Origin of the sequence: Bacillus sp. 22446 (assembly GCF_052044955.1) — a bacterium.
GTDB lineage: Bacteria > Bacillota > Bacilli > Bacillales > Bacillaceae > Bacillus > Bacillus altitudinis.
Window position 1 is genome coordinate 54806 of sequence record NZ_JBQEOD010000010.1, and the last position, 15958, is coordinate 70763.

The 15958-nt window shown below is 42.0% G+C and carries 14 protein-coding genes; 5 read left to right on the forward strand and 9 right to left on the reverse strand.

Going from position 1 to position 15958, the window contains the following annotated elements; translation table 11 throughout:
- On the reverse strand, nt 1-1458 hold the full coding sequence (gene gatA / locus ACTJJD_RS16350) for an Asp-tRNA(Asn)/Glu-tRNA(Gln) amidotransferase subunit GatA (protein WP_007496857.1): 1458 nt from the start codon (nt 1456-1458) through the stop codon (nt 1-3).
- 14 nt (nt 1459-1472) lie between these two features.
- Nucleotides 1473-1763, reverse strand: a complete 291-nt coding sequence (gene gatC / locus ACTJJD_RS16355) for an Asp-tRNA(Asn)/Glu-tRNA(Gln) amidotransferase subunit GatC (protein ID WP_003213898.1) — start codon at nt 1761-1763, stop codon at nt 1473-1475.
- A gap of 387 nt (nt 1764-2150) precedes the next feature.
- On the opposite strand from gatC, the gene putP reads away from it, so the two are divergent.
- Together putP and ACTJJD_RS16365 are read left to right on the forward strand one after the other, a co-directional pair.
- The gene (putP, locus tag ACTJJD_RS16360; protein WP_039168534.1) at nt 2151-3632 is read left to right on the forward strand and encodes a sodium/proline symporter PutP; all 1482 of its coding nucleotides are present in this window, start codon (nt 2151-2153) and stop codon (nt 3630-3632) included.
- 168 nt (nt 3633-3800) lie between these two features.
- Nucleotides 3801-4493, forward strand: coding sequence for an MgtC/SapB family protein (locus ACTJJD_RS16365; RefSeq protein WP_008344247.1), 693 nt, complete (start codon nt 3801-3803; stop codon nt 4491-4493).
- A gap of 44 nt (nt 4494-4537) precedes the next feature.
- Here ACTJJD_RS16365 and ACTJJD_RS16370 read toward each other — a convergent pair whose 3' ends face one another.
- The 5 genes from ACTJJD_RS16370 to ACTJJD_RS16390 all read right to left on the reverse strand — a co-directional run bounded on the left by ACTJJD_RS16370 (nt 4538) and on the right by ACTJJD_RS16390 (nt 12132).
- Entirely contained in the window at nt 4538-5545 is a 1008-nt protein-coding gene (locus ACTJJD_RS16370) for a phosphotransferase enzyme family protein (RefSeq protein ID WP_046527516.1), read from the reverse strand.
- Nucleotides 5546-5905: 360 nt separating this feature from the next.
- On the reverse strand, nt 5906-7093 hold the full coding sequence (locus ACTJJD_RS16375; protein ID WP_008344253.1) for a CamS family sex pheromone protein: 1188 nt from the start codon (nt 7091-7093) through the stop codon (nt 5906-5908).
- A gap of 15 nt (nt 7094-7108) precedes the next feature.
- Nucleotides 7109-9115, reverse strand: a complete 2007-nt coding sequence (gene ligA / locus ACTJJD_RS16380; protein WP_242731693.1) for an NAD-dependent DNA ligase LigA — start codon at nt 9113-9115, stop codon at nt 7109-7111.
- A gap of 44 nt (nt 9116-9159) precedes the next feature.
- A complete protein-coding gene (gene pcrA / locus ACTJJD_RS16385; protein ID WP_224559850.1) occupies nt 9160-11382 on the reverse strand; it encodes a DNA helicase PcrA in 2223 nt (740 codons plus the stop codon).
- Between the two features lie 57 nt (nt 11383-11439).
- Nucleotides 11440-12132: a heptaprenylglyceryl phosphate synthase gene (locus ACTJJD_RS16390; RefSeq protein ID WP_008344257.1), complete on the reverse strand. Its 693-nt coding sequence runs from the start codon at nt 12130-12132 to the stop codon at nt 11440-11442.
- A 282-nt stretch (nt 12133-12414) separates the two neighbouring features.
- Between ACTJJD_RS16390 and ACTJJD_RS16395 the strand changes: the two genes are divergently transcribed.
- Nucleotides 12415-12807: a DUF2283 domain-containing protein gene (locus ACTJJD_RS16395; RefSeq protein WP_035703557.1), complete on the forward strand. Its 393-nt coding sequence runs from the start codon at nt 12415-12417 to the stop codon at nt 12805-12807.
- 1 nt (nt 12808) lies between these two features.
- On the opposite strand, the gene ACTJJD_RS16400 is transcribed toward ACTJJD_RS16395, so the two are convergent.
- Entirely contained in the window at nt 12809-13039 is a 231-nt protein-coding gene (locus ACTJJD_RS16400) for a hypothetical protein (protein ID WP_017366762.1), read from the reverse strand.
- A gap of 139 nt (nt 13040-13178) precedes the next feature.
- On the opposite strand from ACTJJD_RS16400, the gene ACTJJD_RS16405 reads away from it, so the two are divergent.
- Nucleotides 13179-14759, forward strand: a complete 1581-nt coding sequence (locus ACTJJD_RS16405; RefSeq protein WP_035391436.1) for an FMN-binding glutamate synthase family protein — start codon at nt 13179-13181, stop codon at nt 14757-14759.
- Between the two features lie 93 nt (nt 14760-14852).
- A complete protein-coding gene (locus ACTJJD_RS16410) occupies nt 14853-15368 on the forward strand; it encodes a DUF3916 domain-containing protein (protein WP_242731691.1) in 516 nt (171 codons plus the stop codon).
- Nucleotides 15369-15447: 79 nt separating this feature from the next.
- Here ACTJJD_RS16410 and ACTJJD_RS16415 read toward each other — a convergent pair whose 3' ends face one another.
- On the reverse strand, nt 15448-15762 hold the full coding sequence (locus tag ACTJJD_RS16415) for a YerC/YecD family TrpR-related protein (protein WP_007496879.1): 315 nt from the start codon (nt 15760-15762) through the stop codon (nt 15448-15450).
- Nucleotides 15763-15958: the final 196 nt, after the last annotated feature.

A 15958-nucleotide genomic window follows, 5' to 3' on the forward strand; every position in this document is an offset into this window, starting at 1 on the left:
TTACAGTTCAGGTTTTGCTTTATGATGATCTGTTGCTTGTTCGAAAGCGTGAGCCACGCGGTAAACGGTTCCTTCATCAAAGTGTTTACCGATGATTTGCAGTCCTAACGGAAGACCATTTGCAAATCCACAAGGCACACTGATTCCTGGGACGCCTGCAAGGTTAACAGGGATCGTTAAAATGTCGTTTGCATACATCGTCAGTGGATCGCTTGTCTTTTCACCAATGTTAAATGCCGGAGTTGGTGTTGTTGGTCCTACAATGACATCATACTTTTCAAAAACATCTTCAAAGTCTTTTTTGATCAGTGTACGGACTTTTTGTGCCTTTTTATAGTATGCATCGTAATATCCTGAGCTTAGAGCGAATGTGCCAAGCATGATGCGGCGTTTGACTTCGTCTCCAAAGCCTTCAGAACGGGTATTTTTATATAAATCAATCAGGTTGTCTGCATTGTCTGTACGGTAGCCATAGCGAATACCGTCAAAACGAGCAAGGTTTGCAGATGCTTCTGAAGATGAAAGCAAGTAGTAAGTCGCAAGCGCATATTTAGAATGAGGAAGAGACACTTCTTCCCATGTGGCACCAAGTCCTTCTAATACTTTCAACGCTTGAAGAACAGACTCTTTTGCTTCTTCGCCAACACCTTCGCCAAGATATTCTTTTGGCACAGCGATTTTCAAGCCTTTGATGTCGCCAGTTAATGAAGAAAGAAAATCTGGGACATCGACATTTGCACTCGTTGCGTCCATTTGATCAACACCAGAAATCGCTTGAAGAACATATGCATTGTCCTCAACATTACGCGTAATCGGCCCAATTTGATCTAATGATGAAGCAAATGCGATTAAACCGTATCTAGATACACGGCCATACGTTGGTTTAAGACCAACAACACCACAGAATGATGCCGGCTGGCGAATGGAGCCGCCTGTATCCGATCCAAGAGAGAATGGTACTTCTCCAGCTGCAACAGATGCTGCTGAGCCACCACTTGATCCACCTGGAACTGTGTTTAAATTCCACGGGTTCTTCGTTGCTTTGAAGCCAGAGTTCTCCGTAGAAGATCCCATCGCAAATTCGTCCATGTTTAACTTACCGATTGTGACAGCTTCCGCTTCTCTTAAGCGGTTCACAACGGTTGCATCATAAATAGGATCGAAGTTTTGCAAGATTTTACTTGATGCCGTTGTACGTAAATCTTTCGTCACGATGTTATCTTTGACACCGATCGGCATACCGAACAATAGACCAAGCTCGTCCTTTTCACCAACGGCCTCGTCCAATTCTTTTGCGTACGCACGTGCTTTCTCTTCGTCCAGCGCTAGGAATGCTTGTACTTTCCCGTCTACTTCATGGATTCGTTTATAAGACTCGTCCACTAAATCAGAAACAGACAGTTCCTTTTTATGTAAAAGCTCTTTTAATTCAGAAATTTTGTGGTCAAACAGTGACATGCCTCAGGCCTCCTTTAGTCCAAAATTGATGGCACACGAATATAGCCGTCTTTATGATCAGGCGCGTTTTTGATGACTGCCTCAATGGAAAGACCTTTATTCGGAACATCTTCTCTCATGACGTTTTTCATTTTTAATACGTGTGTTGTTGGTTCAACGTTTTCCGTATCTACCTCGTTTAACTGCTCTGCAAATGAAATGATGCTATCAAGCTGTTCTGTAAACATCTCAGCTTCTTCTTCTGTAATCGCAAGCCGTGCCAAATGCGCAACATGCTTTACTTCTTCTATTGAAATTCTTGACATGCAGGTTCACCTCCAAAATGATACGTGTTCGTGGTCATGATCATAAGTCATATACACTTTATCATATCAAATTTTACTGTTCTAAAGCAACTTTACGAGGACGCCCAGAAAGGCTTTGTCCACTATTGTCTAAAATATTCATCAAGCTGACTTTTATTTTTCAGAAAATTTTTTCTTTTATTTAATTGAGTAAACGCTTACATATAGACGCTTATCACGCATACACGTATTTTTTTGTATGATGAGGATGTTTAAGAAGGTTGATCACTTGGGAATACTCTGATAGGTTAAGTAACCATAGCAGTGAGCAGACAGTTCAATAGGCTGTTCTTTGTATATTTTGATTGAGGTGATGTCAAATTAATACGAAAAAGGTGATATGGAAACATGAGTATTGAGATTGTAATTTCTCTATCTATTTATTTTATTGGAATGCTTGCCATTGGCTGGTATGCATTCAGAAAAACAAACGACTTGAATGATTATATGTTAGGCGGACGCGGGTTAGGTCCTTATGTAACGGCTCTATCTGCTGGTGCAGCTGATATGAGTGGGTGGATGCTGATGGGGCTTCCAGGCGCTATGTATACAACCGGTCTTTCATCTGGATGGCTTGCTGTTGGTTTAATTAGTGGGGCTTACTTAAACTATCTATTCCTAGCGCCACGATTGAGATCATATACAGAAGTTGCTGATGATGCGATTACCATTCCAGACTTTTTTGACAAACGGTTTAAAGACTCATCTACTTTATTGAAAGCTGTCTCAGCTGTCATCATTATGATTTTCTTTACGCTTTACACCTCATCAGGTATGGTATCAGGCGGACGCTTATTTGAATCAGCGTTTGGTGCTCATTATATGTTTGGTTTAATCTTAACTTCTAGTATCGTGATTTTGTACACACTATTCGGCGGCTTTTTGGCAGTTAGTTTAACTGATTTTGTTCAAGGAGCTATTATGTTTTTAGCATTAGTGCTCGTGCCGATCGTTGCCTTTACTCAATTAGGTGGACCTGTTGCCACATTCAATGATATTCAACAGATTGACCCTAAATTGCTTGATATTTTTAGAGGAACGAGCGTCATTGGCATTATTTCCTTCCTCGCTTGGGGACTCGGTTACTTTGGACAGCCGCACATTATTGTTCGCTTTATGGCGATTACGACTGTAAAAGATTTAAAGCCAGCACGTCGTATCGGTATGAGCTGGATGATTGTGTCTGTCATTGGTTCACTATCTGTCGGTTTAGTCGGCGTGGCGTATGTTCATGAAACAAGCACCACTTTGGCAGACCCAGAAACCATCTTTATTGTGTTTTCTAAAGTGTTATTCCATCCATATATTACTGGATTTTTACTTTCTGCCATTTTAGCTGCAATTATGAGTTCAATTTCTTCTCAGCTGCTTGTCACTGCAAGTGCGATGACAGAGGATTTATACCGTACATTCTTTAGAAGAAAAGCCTCTGACAAAGAACTGGTGATGATTGGACGTATCTCTGTACTAGTCGTAGCGATTGTTGCCATTGGTCTCTCTCTAAACCCAAGTGATACTATTCTTGACCTTGTCGGTTATGCTTGGGCTGGATTTGGATCTTCATTCGGTCCAGTCATCTTGTTATGTCTATACTGGAAACGAATGAATCATCATGGCGCTTTAGCCGGAATGATTGTTGGGGCTGTTGTCGTTCTCGTTTGGATTTCAACAGGCTTAAACAACACGACTGGATTGTACGAAATGGTTCCTGGATTTATTTTAAGTGGTTTGACTGCTATTATTGTCAGCCTCTTAACAAATAAACCGTCTAAAGCTTCTAAAAAGCTATTTAGCAAAATGGAAGACCATCTCGAAGAAGAAACAAAATAACTAGACATGAGGAGTCATCTGCATTATGCGGATGACTCTCTTTATTTTTAAATAAAATGCTTTTCTTTCTCCCGTTTCTGAATAAAATAGAAGTTGTGCAGCCATATGGGCTGTGAGAAGATCATATACATGATGTGAAACGTACATGAAGTGAAAGGAGCGATACGCATGTTTTGGACAATTGAATGGGATACGGTCTTAAAATTAGCCGTTGCCACCTTAATCGGTTTGATCATCGGTCTTGAACGCGAACTTAAGAAAAAGCCGCTTGGGCTGAAAACGTGTATTGTCATTGCTGTCAGCTCCTGCGTATTAACCATCATCAGCATTGATGCAGCCTACAATTTCCCTCGAGTCTCTAAGCTTCAAATGGACCCACTCAGGTTACCGGCGCAAATTATATCTGGTGTTGGTTTTATTGGAGCAGGTGTGATTCTTCGCAAAAGCAATGACGTCATCTCAGGACTTACGACATCTGCGATGATTTGGGGAGCAGCAGGACTTGGGGTTGCAACAGGTGCAGGTTTTTATAAAGAAGCCTTCCTCAGTCTTTTCTTTATTCTTGTCAGTGTGGAATTTTTACCTTGGCTCTTCCAGCGGATTGGACCCATTCGCTTACAGGAAAAAGAAATCCGCATCAGAATGTCACTTTCTGATCGAAACCGCATGACAGAGATTTTAAAAGAAATGAAAGCACTCAATATTCGTATTCATTCTGTACGTATTGATGATTTAAAGGAAAAAGACTATCCGATCATGGAAGTACGTGTTCGCGTACATAAAGACCGCTATACAACCGATGTGTACTTTGATATTAAAGATTTAGAAGGCGTTGTTGGTGTGAAGTGTGATACGGTGTAGGATAAAAAGCCCCTTGCTATGTGAAACAGCAAGGGGCTTTCTATTTATGTTGTTAGCTGATGAAAGTCAAAAGGCGTAATTGGGGTTTTGTCCTCAATCTCCTTTCGAAAACGCGCCAGCATGGCACTTTCGTCAGCACTTAGTGTTCGGAGATCAAATGCTTGATGTAAAAGCCCATAAATAAGCATATGACGCAGCATAAGGAAATCTGGTATTGTCGCCAGCCATGCGTCATCAAGCTCATTCTCCTGTCGATAGCCTTTGAGAAAATGGCTCATAAATTCACCCGTAAATTCAGCTTTATCCTCATACGGAATCACCGGATACCAAAGAACGTTGTATAGCAAAATGCTTATATCATTGATAAACCAGTGATACCCACAATCATCAAAATCAAATGCAATGATTTCTCCCTGATGATAATGGAAGTTCCCGTGATGTAAATCCGCATGCACCAGTCCATAGACATCCTTGGATATTCGGAGCTGGTGAAGCTTTTGCATCAGTTCATCTTTTCTCTGCAACACAACCGTTTGATCAGAAGGAATATACGTTTCAAGCTTTAATTGCTCCTCCTCATACCACTCTTGACGCTTATAGCGAGGATCTTTCACTTGATATTGTTTAGTCGTTTGATGCATACGCCCAGTATAGGCTCCTAACGCTTGAAACAACTGTCCATTCCAATCTGCTTCGGTCACTTTTCTGCCGGGCGCCTTTTCGTACACTCTCAGCAAAAAAGCGCCTCCTGCTTGATCGGGAATCGCTTCAACATCTTTTCCTCTTGCGGATAAAACCGGTTTAGCTACTGAGATTCCATGTTGAGATAAATACCGAATCCAGTCCATTTCTCCTAGAATATATGTGCGGGAGCGGCGAATGGTATGGGTAATTTTCAATATATAACTCGACCCTTTTTCATCCGTATATTCATACACATAATTTTCTGCATCGGCTAGAAATGTGACCTGTTCTGGCTGAAAATGATAGAGTAGAGCCGCTTTCTTTAAGACCATTTGTTCATCGTATCGTGCTTTTACTTCTTTATGCATGCTGATTCTCCTTTTATCGTCTTTTTACTTATACATGACGGTAATCAGCATTTATACGAGCATCAACATACCTGCCTTTCCTTTTGGTTTCTTCACATACTTTGACAAAAGTTGAAAAATTCCTCTAATTAAAAATAAAAAACCGCAAAAGGCGGTTTTCAGAATGTTGACAAAGGGCCAAAATGAACTTGATTTTAGCCCTTTGTCTTCTTTTCAGCGTGATAGAAAACCTTTGCAGCCCTAGGAAGGACAAGTACTGGCGCGGAGCGAATTTCACATTCGTGAGCACCAGCACGCAGGACTGACAAAGAATGCGAGGGTTTGTCTACACGCTAAAAACCGCCAAAAGGCGGTTTTTATTTAGTCATATATATGGACTGTTGGTTCTTTATCTTCAGCATTTTTTGTGATGAGGGCTTCTTGCTGATCAGAAGAGGTGATGTTGATTTCTATATTGGTGCTCTTATAGTAATCCATGACTTCACCTGTTAAGTATTGCGTAAATGCCACGACTTCTGTTTTTCCGTAGAATTGCATTGGAATTTCTACTTTCATTTTTTGCAAGTTCCCGTTTTTATAGAAACCTTTGCCTACCACACCTGTGTAATTCGGGAAGTAGTCTTCTACCTTTGTCTTGAAGCGGTCAAATCGCTCTGAATCATCTTTGTAGCTGCTCTTGGCATTATCTGAAGGGAAGAAGACATTCTCTTCTTTAATCGTATCCCAACTACCAATATCAGCTGATCCTGCTTTTACATCGGTTTTAGCGATGAAGTTTCCTGGAACAATAGATGATTTTGGTGCTTGTTTATAAAGAGCAATCATGACTGGGACTTTTTGCAGTCCGTCCATTTGACGAAGGCGTTTAATGACTTGTTCCGCAATTTTTTCGCCCTCTGCTAAAAGTTTCTTTGAATTTTTCGATGAATCGATGGTCACCTCTTGCTGAGGATCCCCGATATTTTCGCGATAATAATAGACAGAGTTAAGCGCAAGACCGATGACAACCCCGCCAAGCTGTAAGCTATTTTTATCTTTTCTGATTAAGTAATTATGTTCTAGCATGGAAGCTAAGTAGATTGGACTATTTTCATTTTTTGACTTTGTTGAACCTGAGTTTGGAAGAGCAGGGTTTAAGCCTAAGTTCTTAAAGTCTTTGTCTTCTTTTTCAGCTTTTTTCAGATCACTGCCTGTTTTTTTGCGGGCAAGCCAGCTGAGAACAGTATCTTCATCTAAATGCTGTCCTTCTTGGAACAGATAGTCGTTTGTATTGAATGATTCTGTTGCCAGGCGCATGAGCCCTGTTTCAAATTCATCAATGTCTAAGCGTGTATTGAGACGCTCTGCTGTTAGTCCTCTTGCCGCTCCTTGTTTAAACGGCAGCACCATTTTGTAATAGGAATCAGAAATGTTGTACATTGGGATGATCGCTGTTTCTTTCGTTTCATCCGTTTTTTGTGTGACCTCTTCCTCATCCTTTCCCCCAAAAGGTGCACACGCTGACAATACCAGTGTGAGCATTGTCAGCAGCAATAGCAACTTTTTCAATAGAAAACACTCCTCTTATTTCTTTAGCTCCTCGAGCATTTTGGCTTCGTCCCAAATTTCAATATTGAGTTCTTCTGCCTTTGTCAGCTTACTTCCAGCTGCTTCGCCGGCAATGACTAAGTCTGTTTTTTTACTTACACTACCTGCTAACTTGCCACCTAATGCTTCGATCGCTGCCTTTGCATCATTTCGCGACATTTCTTCTAATTTCCCCGTCAGCACAATCGTTTTTCCTGCAAAGTAGGAATCACTTTCTTCTACTTTCACCGGTTTTGGCCCAGTGTAGGTCATATTGACCCCAAGTTCTTTTAGTTCATTTAGCAAATCTAGAATTTCTTCTTTCTCAAAGTACGTGACGACTGCATCGGCCATTTTTTCACCAATTTCATCTACTTCAAGTAATTGTTCTTTCGTTGCTTGTTTTAACTGATCGATATCCTCAAAGTGCATGGTCAACGTCTTCGCTGCTTTAGAACCAATAAATCGAATACCAAGTCCAAATAATAAACGTTCAAGAGAGTTTTCTTTCGATTGCTCGATCGAACGCAGTAAGTTATCGACTGATTTTTCGCCCATTCGTTCTAGCTGAATCAACTCTTCTTTTGTTAAGCGGTAAAGATCTGATACACGAGAGACAAGCTGTTCTTTGAAAAGTTGTGTAATGACTCGCTCGCCTAGCCCATCAATATTCATCGCATTACGAGACACAAAGTGAATGAGTCCTTCACGTATTTGAGCGGGGCATTGTGGATTGATGCACCGAAGCGCCACTTCTCCTTCAATTCTGACCAGCTCACTATGACACTCTGGACATTCAGTCGGCATGTGAAACGGCTTTTCTTCTCCTGTTCGCTGATCAACAAGAACCCCTGCAACCTCTGGGATAATATCGCCCGCTTTTTTGACAATCACTTGATCAAAAAGGCGGATATCCTTCTCTTTGATCAAATCTTCATTATGAAGAGAAGCGCGCTGCACTGTCGTCCCTGCCACTTTTACAGGCTCAAGAATCGCTGTTGGGGTGATGACGCCAGTACGCCCCACACTTAGTTCAATATCAATCAGCTTCGTCACGACTTCTTCAGCCGGAAATTTGTACGCAACAGCCCAGCGTGGACTTTTTGCTGTGAAGCCTAGTTCTTCTTGCTGAGCCAATGAATTGACTTTAATAACAATGCCATCGATTTCGTACGAGAAATCAGCACGCTTTGTTTTCAGTGTTTCAATGAGGTCGATCACTTCTTCAATGGTTTGGCACATCCGTCTTTCTTTGTTCGTTTTAAAGCCAAGCTCATCGAGAAGATCAAGTCCTGCGCTTTGCGTTTCAACACCAATTTCATCAAGCTCCGCTATACTGTAGACGAAGATATCAAGGTTTCGTTTCGCTGCAATTTTCGTATCGAGCTGACGAAGTGAGCCAGCAGCCGCATTACGCGGGTTCGCAAACGGCTCTTCTTCGTTTTGTAATCTTTTTTCGTTAAGGGCTTCAAAAGAAGGTTTTGGCATAAATGCCTCGCCTCTCACTTCAATCGACAGAGGCCGATTGATTTTGAGCGGGATGGAACGAATGGTTTTGAGGTTCTCGGTAATATCCTCACCTGTTGTCCCATCACCCCGCGTGGCACCCCGGACAAACACGCCATTTTCATAACGGAGAGAAACAGCGAGTCCGTCAATTTTCAGCTCGACATTGTAAGCGACGTCGTCACCGACTGCTTGACGAACCCGGCGGTCAAAATCAAGAAGGTCCTGTTCATGAAACGCATTGCCGAGACTAAGCATCGGTGTACCGTGACGTACTTTTTGGAAGGCGTCTAAAACAGCTCCTCCTACTCTTTGCGAGGGTGAATCCGCTGCTTTTAAATCAGGGTATTCTTCCTCCAGAGAGATCAGCTCACGCATCCGCGCATCATATTCAGCGTCAGGAACACTTGGACGATCCAGTGTGTGATATTCGTAGTTGTATTGATTCAAAATCTGGTGTAGTTCCTCGATCCGGCGTTTCGCTGCTTCTTTATCCATCTGCTTCTTCCTTTCACTTCATCCGTTTTGTCAGTCCTATCAGTTTATTGCTTTTCGATTGGCGCAAATGCGGCAAGGAGACGCTTAATGCCTGTAGGGCTTGGGAAGGCAATATCAAGCTCTGTACTATCCCCACTACCTTTTACACTCACAACCGTGCCAACGCCCCATTTTTTATGAGCGGCTTTATCACCGACAGCCCAACCAATGCTGCCGCCGCCTGTGTTTTGAATGGTTTGCGTTTGGGGACGTGAGACAGGCCCTCGTCTTTGCGGTCTTTCTCTCGTTTGGCCAAACGGTGTTTTCGTTTCTTTTTTCTCATTTAGGTTGTCCAATAAATCAGCTGGTATTTCTCTGATAAATCGTGATTCCAGATTCATGTTCGTCCGGCCGAATAACGTTCTCATCTTCGCACTTGATAAATAAAGCTCTTCTTCGGCCCGAGTGATCCCCACGTAAGCAAGACGGCGCTCTTCTTCCATCTCGGCATCTTCCATTAATGATCGGCTGTGCGGGAAGACGCCTTCTTCCATTCCCATTAAGAACACAACAGGGAATTCAAGCCCTTTTGCTGCGTGAAGCGTCATTAAAATGACCGCATCCTGATCTTCTTCCTCAGCCTCATCCAGCTTATCAATGTCTGCGACGAGGGCGAGGTCTGTCAGAAAGGTGACAAGTGATTTATCTTCATTTTGTTCTTCAAAGTTTTTAGTGACCGATAGAAACTCGTCAATATTTTCTAAACGGCTTTGTGCTTCAATCGTTTTTTCGATCTTCAGTGCTTCACGATAGCCTGTTTTCTCTAGGATCTCTTCCGTTAATTCTGTGACAGATAAATAATCCTGCATATTTGTCATTTGATCAATGAGCTGTTTGAACTCATCAAGTGCATTGGCTGCTCTTGCACTGAGTCCAATGAAATCCACCTGACCAAGGGCTTCAAACATAGAGAGATCATTCATTTCTGCGTATGCGGCAATTTTATCAACAGAAGTCGCCCCAATTCCACGCTTTGGTACGTTGACAATGCGCGCAAAACTAATGTCGTCATCTGGATTTGCCACAAGGCGTAAGTATGCCAAAATGTCCTTGATCTCTTTTCTGTCATAGAACTTCGTGCCGCCGACAATGTTATATTGAATGTTCGCCTTCATTAACGTTTCCTCTATGACACGTGACTGAGCGTTCGTTCGATAGAGGATCGCAAAATCAGATAACTTACGCTTGCCGCTCTGATAAAGCTGACGAATCTTGCCAGCGACAAATTGACCTTCACCGAATTCATTATCTGCTCGGTAATAGGCAATCTTCGCTCCTTCGTCATTTTCTGTCCAAAGGTTTTTTGGCTTACGGTTTGAATTGTTTTGAATGACCGTGTTTGCAGCATTCAGAATACGTTTAGTCGATCTGTAATTTTGCTCAAGCAAAATCACTTCACTGGACGGATAATCTTTTTCAAAGGAAAGAATGTTTGTAATATCCGCTCCACGCCAGCGGTAGATGGACTGATCCGAGTCACCGACCACACATATATTTTGAAAACGCTGAGCGAGCAATTTCACAAGCATGTACTGCGCTCTGTTTGTATCCTGATACTCATCGACATGAATGTATTGGAATTTTCGCTGATAGTGTTCTAATACTTCAGGGATCCGCTCAAACAGACGAATCGTCATCATAATAAGATCATCAAAATCGAGTGATTGGTTTTTGAGTAATCGTTTTTGATAATCTGTGTAGACGTCGCTGACCACTTGATCGTAAAAGTCACCGGCTGTTTTTGCGTATTCCTCTGCGTCAATGAGTTCGTTTTTTGCACTACTGATTGAACCTAAAATGCTACGTGGATCAAACTTTTTAGGATCGATATTTCGTTCTTTTAAAATGTTTTTAATGACTGAAAGCTGATCAGATGTGTCTAATATAGAAAAGTTGCGATTCACACCAATACGGTCAATATCGCGTCGTAAAATGCGCACACACATGCTGTGGAACGTAGAGATCCAAATGTCATCCGCACCAGGCCCTAAAATGGCTTGTACACGCTCACGCATTTCTCTTGCTGCTTTATTTGTAAAGGTAATCGCTAAAATATTCCACGGTGCCACATGCTTTTCTGCCATTAAATACGCAATTCGATGCGTGAGCACTCGTGTTTTTCCACTACCTGCTCCTGCCATCAGTAGCAGCGGCCCGTCTGTTGCTTTGACCGCTTCTTTCTGCGCGTCATTCAGCCCTTCTAATAGATGATTCGATATTTCATTCATTTCATTCACCGCCAATTCGAACTTATGTTCTATTTTAACCCGTTTCGTCTTGTTTGACTATGATGACTTTTTCACTGCGTCGACTGTCTTTAACGCTTCTTTAAAATTGTCATAAATGACGTTTCCCACTACGACAACGTCTGCGTGCTGTGCAAAGTCTTTCGCCTGCTCTTCGCTTTCAATACCGCCGCCATAAAATAGAACCGTTTCATGTAGCACTGCTTTGGTTTCTTTCACAAGCTCTATGTCTCCAAGCGTCCCGCTGTATTCTAAGTAAAAGATGGGCAGTTTCATCAAGTGCTCTGCCACTCTCGCATATGCCCTTACGTCATCTATATCCAGTGCCGTATTTGCCTCTGTCAGCTTAGCCGCTTTACACTCTTCGTTTAAGATGACATATCCTTCCGGCACAATCTCTTCCATTGACATCAAATCACCGTATTCCTTCATCGCATCCTTATGCAGACCAACAATCCAATCAGGATGAGCGCTGTTTAACACAGTGGGGATAAAATACAAGTCAAAGCCAGGCACAATCATCTCATGTGTCGAGATTTCAAGGACACATGGCACAAGAAAGCGGCGCACCTTTGACATCAGTTGCAGCACGTTGTCTTCTGTCACGTTGTCACTGCCGCCAATTAAAATGGCATCCGTACCAGATTCACAAATCGCTTCAAGTTGTTCATCGGAAATCTCTTTATTTGGATCGAGTTTAAAGACATGCTTCCACTCGGTAACATCATACATGAAAAACGTTCCTCCATTCGTTTCATTCCATTTAAATATTATAACAAAATCAGACACCGCAAAAAATGGGTAACCTCCTTCAGCTAAAAGTTTCATTCTTTTGAAAATAGTCGATTTTCACTTTAGGCGAGGTGAATGGAGACTATATGAAAAGCTCCACTTCAAGAGGAGCTGAGGGAGATCAATAGATGGATGCTGAACTGAAATGAGAGCTACTTCATCTCATCACATGATATTATACATGAAAGGAACATTTTACTATCGACCAAGCAGGTGAATGATTTGAAAAGAACCATCACATATGATCAAACGATCGACATCGGATACATCTATCTCATCCCGCCTCGAATCGGGACAATCAAAGAAACCATTGAATTAGACGTGAATGAATGTGTGAACGTAGACATCGACAAAGAGGGCCGAGTGGCTGGGCTGGAGTTATTTGCAGAAGAAGCCAAGGTGTTGAAGCACACACCCGTTTATGAGGACGAGCTTTCGTTACGTTTTACGGATCAGGAAGTTCTCTCAACCTATCATTTATCGGGCATTGAATTTCTTTTCTCGACGCCTGATCACGAAGGGTTGATCGGTTTTACGATTGTAGATCCTCTTCGATATCACATCAAAAAAAAGACAAGAAAAAACCGTTTTGAATGGTCAAAACGGTTTTTCTAAACTATTGTCTCACTTCATTAAAATAATGAACAGATGTCATGGCCCCTTCATCGACCATCTTGTTGTCTTGAATATCTAACGGATCAGGGTGACCAGCTTTTTCAGGAACCTTTTCATCTGAGCGGAACATGCTTGCCCATTTTTTGAGATGCTGTTTATTTTTCACTGCTAATAACACTGCACCACCAACCCCTAATCCTGCAAGTACATACGCATTCGGACGCTTATTCATGTATGTTCCCTCCCCTTATGATCTTATTTGTAAGTTACCCCGCCTTTTCATTTCTAAACGTCACAATCTGTTGAAGTGGTTTCTCTTTCAATGAAAAGTGGAATAACAACAGTAATGATAGAGAAAAGAGGGGATTTTCGTGACAACAACTTTCATTGTCATTGGCGCATTATTAGTGATTTTTTTCATCATACCAATCATTTTATTCATCTGGATTTGGATGCGAGATGAAAAACAGGAAGAGCATTCTGTCCTACGAAATTATCCGGTCATTGGAAAGCTACGGTTTATTTTTGAAAAAATAGGACCTGAGCTTCGTCAATATCTGTTTCTAAATGATCGAGAGGAGCTTCCTTTCTCAAGAAGAGAATACGAGCAAGCTGTCATGTCTGGGAAGTACAAAAGCCGGACAATGGGCTTTGGATCAAAACGTGATTTTGACAAGCCTGGTTACTATATTCGCAACGTCCTATTTCCAAAGCAGCGAGATGAGTTACGCATCGATCAATCTGAAAAAATCCAAACAAAAGTGTATCAGATCGATCAAGACAATTTACTGAGAAGAAGTGAACATACCAAAGAGATCGAAGCAAAACCTTACTATCTCCATCAAGACGATGTACAAGTGATAGGCGAGCACACATGTCAAAAGCCTTTCCGTGTAAAAGGCCTGATTGGTCAGTCAGCCATGAGCTACGGATCTTTAGGCGACAGGGCCATTACAGCATTATCCTCAGGATTAAAGATGGCTGGCGGTACGTGGATGAACACAGGTGAAGGCGGGCTTTCTCCCTATCACCTCAAAGGCGGAGCCGATATTATATGCCAGATTGGGCCTGGTCTATTTGGCGTGAGAACAGAGGATGGCGCTTTTTCCTTTGAAGAGTTTAAGAAAAAAAGCGAGCACGAGGAAGTCAAAGCCTTTGAGCTGAAGCTGGCTCAAGGAGCTAAAACACGAGGCGGACATATTGACGGTGAAAAGGTCACCGAAGAAATTGCAAGCATCCGTAAATTGCCACCCCACCAATCCATTGACAGTCCAAATCGATTTGAGATGTTCCACTCCATTCCTGATATGTTTGATTTCATTGAACAGTTGCGAAGTATAGGCGGAAAGCCTGTCGGCATCAAGCTTGTGGTCGGACATAAAGAAAACATTGAGGAACTTGCAGCGTACATGAAAAAAAGCGGAAAGCATCCTGATTTCATTACAGTAGATGGCGGAGAAGGCGGCACTGGTGCATCCTTTCATGAATTGGCAGATTCCGCAGGGCTGCCGATTTTCACGGCACTCCCAATGGTTCATCAAATATTGAAAGAATACGGTGTCAGAGATCAGGTAAAACTCTTTGCTTCTGGCAAACTTCTCTCACCTGATAAAATCGCCATTGCCCTTTCCATGGGAGCGGATTTTGTGAATATCGCACGAGGATTGATGTTCTCGGTTGGCTGTATTCGGGCGCAAGTATGCCACACGAATAAATGCCCTGTTGGGGTTGCCACCACAGATCCAAAGCTGCAAAAAGGTTTATCCATTGAAGAAAAGAAATACCGCGTCTGCAATTATATCCTGTCCCTTAGAGAAGGTTTGTTTAATTTATGCGCAGCAGCTGGAATTGAATCACCTATTCATTTTAACGAAAAACATATTATTTTTAGACAAGAAAACGGTCAGACAAGTGAAGTCCCTATGTTCTCAGGCACAGAGCAGTCTGTCTAGTTTAAAAAGGTGCGTTTCCGCACCTTTTTTCGTTGACATTCTTGCTCAATCACGTATAAAGAACTTAATAGATCTTTGATAAGGAGAAAGAGTATGCGTGAAAAAAAGGTCCGCGGTATGAAACGAAAGACTCAACAGATCATAAAAGAAATGAACGCAAATACGCAGTCGTTTCCGGCGAATGTTTCCGACTACTGGCACCTGCCTTTACCAGCGGCTTATGATTTTATGACGTCCAACAGAACACCGAAAAAGATCAAACGTCTATGCATTCAAACTCTATTGAATAGAGCTGAGCATCTCATTGATTTGAAACCAAACGACGGAGAAATATATCGTGTCGTGGTCGCAGTCGATCTGCCTGGATTATGGCATTCACAAATCATTGTGTTTAAAGGGGATTCTTATGTGAAAAATTTCTTCAACAGACAAGATAAGTATCAGACATGGCTTCCTCTTTCTGATCAGAGAAATATTCAAAAAGAATGGGATTTATCTGTTGCACAAAATATGCGAACCATCGGTTTTAAAGAAGTAATCACTGATGACGATGAAGTGTCCTATGAAGGTGAACGATGGTTTATGGGGGAACTTGATGACATCAAATAGAGCCATTTCAAATGAAATGGCTCTATTTGTTCAACTTCAAAACGACAAATCATAAAGAATGTTTGCAGTGAAAGCTGCTTTATTTTGTTTCGTCCGTTGCTTGTTGCTCTGCTACGCGGTCAAGTGCCATCGTATAGGCATCATTTCCGTAGTTCAAGCAGCGTTTGACACGTGAGATAGTTGCAGTGCTTGCACCTGTCTCCGTCTCAATTTTATGATACGTGTTTCCCTCGCGAAGCATACGTGCTACTTCAAGACGCTGTGATAAAGATTGGATTTCATTGATGGTGCACAAATCATCAAAAAATCGATAACATTCTTCCAGGTCTTTAAGGGATAAGATGGAGTTGAATAGCTGATCTAAGCTTTTGCCCCTTAATTTATCAATTTGCATCTTTATACATCTTCTCCTTTACTATTGGCACACCGCTCCGCACTGACTTTTCCGAGAAAGCGGTATCTTTCCTGACTCATTTTTTTCAACCTCAGCAATGAGCTTTGAACGAATCATGACAGGTTTGGTTCTACGCTGAAAATGCCATCAGGTTCTTTCGTAAGCCGAAGCTTCTTTATCGTAAACAAATTCGACA

Excerpts from the sequence above, each read along its gene's own strand:
- gatA (WP_007496857.1), bottom strand. The coding sequence starts at position 1,458 with ATGTCACTGTTTGACCACAAAATTTCTGAATTAAAAGAGCTTTTACAT.
- gatC (WP_003213898.1), bottom strand. The coding sequence starts at position 1,763 with ATGTCAAGAATTTCAATAGAAGAAGTAAAGCATGTTGCGCATTTGGCA.
- putP (WP_039168534.1), top strand. The coding sequence starts at position 2,151 with ATGAGTATTGAGATTGTAATTTCTCTATCTATTTATTTTATTGGAATG.
- ACTJJD_RS16365 (WP_008344247.1), top strand. The coding sequence starts at position 3,801 with ATGTTTTGGACAATTGAATGGGATACGGTCTTAAAATTAGCCGTTGCC.
- ACTJJD_RS16370 (WP_046527516.1), bottom strand. The coding sequence starts at position 5,545 with ATGCATAAAGAAGTAAAAGCACGATACGATGAACAAATGGTCTTAAAG.
- ligA (WP_242731693.1), bottom strand. The coding sequence starts at position 9,115 with ATGGATAAAGAAGCAGCGAAACGCCGGATCGAGGAACTACACCAGATT.
- pcrA (WP_224559850.1), bottom strand. The coding sequence starts at position 11,382 with ATGAATGAAATATCGAATCATCTATTAGAAGGGCTGAATGACGCGCAG.
- ACTJJD_RS16390 (WP_008344257.1), bottom strand. The coding sequence starts at position 12,132 with ATGTATGATGTTACCGAGTGGAAGCATGTCTTTAAACTCGATCCAAAT.
- ACTJJD_RS16400 (WP_017366762.1), bottom strand. The coding sequence starts at position 13,039 with ATGAATAAGCGTCCGAATGCGTATGTACTTGCAGGATTAGGGGTTGGT.
- ACTJJD_RS16410 (WP_242731691.1), top strand. The coding sequence starts at position 14,853 with ATGCGTGAAAAAAAGGTCCGCGGTATGAAACGAAAGACTCAACAGATC.
- ACTJJD_RS16415 (WP_007496879.1), bottom strand. The coding sequence starts at position 15,762 with ATGCAAATTGATAAATTAAGGGGCAAAAGCTTAGATCAGCTATTCAAC.